At 35.1% G+C, this 1,754-nt stretch carries 3 protein-coding genes; all 3 read right to left on the bottom strand.

Annotated features, from left to right (window positions below):
• Positions 1-641, bottom strand: a 641-nt coding sequence (locus BBROOKSOX_RS10585; RefSeq protein WP_139661728.1) for a LysM peptidoglycan-binding domain-containing protein, incomplete at its 3' end; no start/stop codon positions are given.
• A complete protein-coding gene (locus tag BBROOKSOX_RS10590) occupies positions 631-1,128 on the bottom strand; it encodes a hypothetical protein (RefSeq protein WP_180324006.1) in 498 nt (165 codons plus the stop codon). The genes BBROOKSOX_RS10590 and BBROOKSOX_RS10585, both read right to left, overlap by 11 nt.
• A 486-nt stretch (positions 1,129-1,614) precedes the next feature.
• Positions 1,615-1,746, bottom strand: coding sequence for an IS3 family transposase (locus BBROOKSOX_RS12530; protein WP_373896626.1), 132 nt, complete (start codon positions 1,744-1,746; stop codon positions 1,615-1,617).
• Positions 1,747-1,754 lie beyond the last annotated feature (8 nt).

Here is a 1,754-nt window from a genome sequence, read left to right on the forward strand (position 1 = left end):
TCTTTAAGGATGAGCAATGCACCTGTTTTAATATGATCTGGATTGTCTTTGTATTTTGGATTTAAGGCTAGGAGTTCGTTTAGGCTCATGCCGTTGGCTTGGGCGATTTCACTGAGGGTGTCGCCGTTTTTGACAAGGATGGTTGAGCCATCTACTAGACCTTCTAAGGCTTGAATATCAGCATGAGATTGAAGACTATCAACTCTAGCATGTTCGATGGCAGAGTTTATGTCAATACCCAGGTCTGTTGCTATTTGGGGGTTGGCTTGGGCGGCTTGGACGCTGTTTGTGAAATAGTCGTAGATTTCTTCGGCATACTCTCCACCATAATAACTGCCAGTAGACCCAGCCAGTATTCTTATGCCAGGAATAGGTATAGCAACAACTGCAATAGTAGCAAGAAAACCGCCAATAATGCTACCAATAAATTCTGCAGTTTCTCTACCTTGGTTATCAGTGCCAGCAGCAATACCCACTTGCAATATTCCGCCTGCTTGTTCATATAAAAACAAACCCGCTTTAATCGGTGCTGGCGCTTTGCCAATGGCATCGCTGATTGCAGAATATATTGCAGCATTTACACCGCTAGTTATTTCAATAATATAATTGTCTTCTACTAAGTTTTGATTGTTAGTTGGCATGTTGCTTCTCCTGTTGTTTGATTAAAAAATGGGTTTGTAAAAATGTAACAGATAAAAATAATATGGCAATTGTTCCTATGAAGGTATATATTCCTGCCGATATGGAATAAGTATAACTTATCTTAAACCACTTGATTGATGGCTCGCTATCTATGTATGAATACAGCATAAGGACAGTGAGCATAAAAAGTCCAAAATAATACAAAAACTTTTTATTATGATAACGCTCAATTAAAGTTTTGGCACTAACCACATTACTATCTTTATTATATTTAAAATTCCCCTTAACTAAAATCATCATATAAGGCACACTCACCCAAGCATACGCCCAAAGAACTGCGTAATAAAACGAGATATGTGGAAGTACAATTAAATGTGCTTTGTGCGGATCAGATGAGCCATACAATCTAATATTTTCCAGGCCATCAACCATTGGCACAATTGCTCCCATAAAATTCACGAAGTTTTTAGCCCAATTATGTTGCATTATGTCTTGGGGGATTATCCAAATCAACAAAAAACTCACCAACCAACTTAAACCTAAAAACCAATAAGTTTTGGATTTGTATTGTTTTTTGATTTGCTCTAGTGGTTGAGTTTCATCAACTAGAATTATATTTTTGAGTGTTTTTAGCATTTTTTTAAGCTGCCTGTAAATTTAAATTTTGCATTTCATTATGAGATTTATAGCTATCAAATGCAAAAATATTAGTATTTTCTAATACTGCACTGATTGTAAAATTAGCATTATTAATCTCAAGTTCTCCATCTTGTTTAGTTGTATTATCTCCAAATAACTCAGAACCATGATCAATAACGCTATTTTGATTTTTGTCTAATGTGAGCCAAGCATCATCACCACTAAGCCAAGTTGTTTTGCCTTACAGTATTAATTATCTCTTCAATGTTATCTAACGCTTTACATTACCCAAAAACCTCTGACAACTTTTTAAAATTTCTTATATAGAACATCCTAAGAAGCCTTCGCTTTTTCTTGATTTAATTTTATATTTTCTTGGTACACATCCATTGGTTTTTTATATGCCAGTGTTTCGTGGAATCTTCTATGGTTATAAAACTCAATATAATCATCTACATCAGTGATTAACTCAC

Source organism: bacterium endosymbiont of Bathymodiolus sp. 5 South (assembly GCF_900128535.1).
Lineage (GTDB): Bacteria > Pseudomonadota > Gammaproteobacteria > PS1 > Pseudothioglobaceae > Thiodubiliella.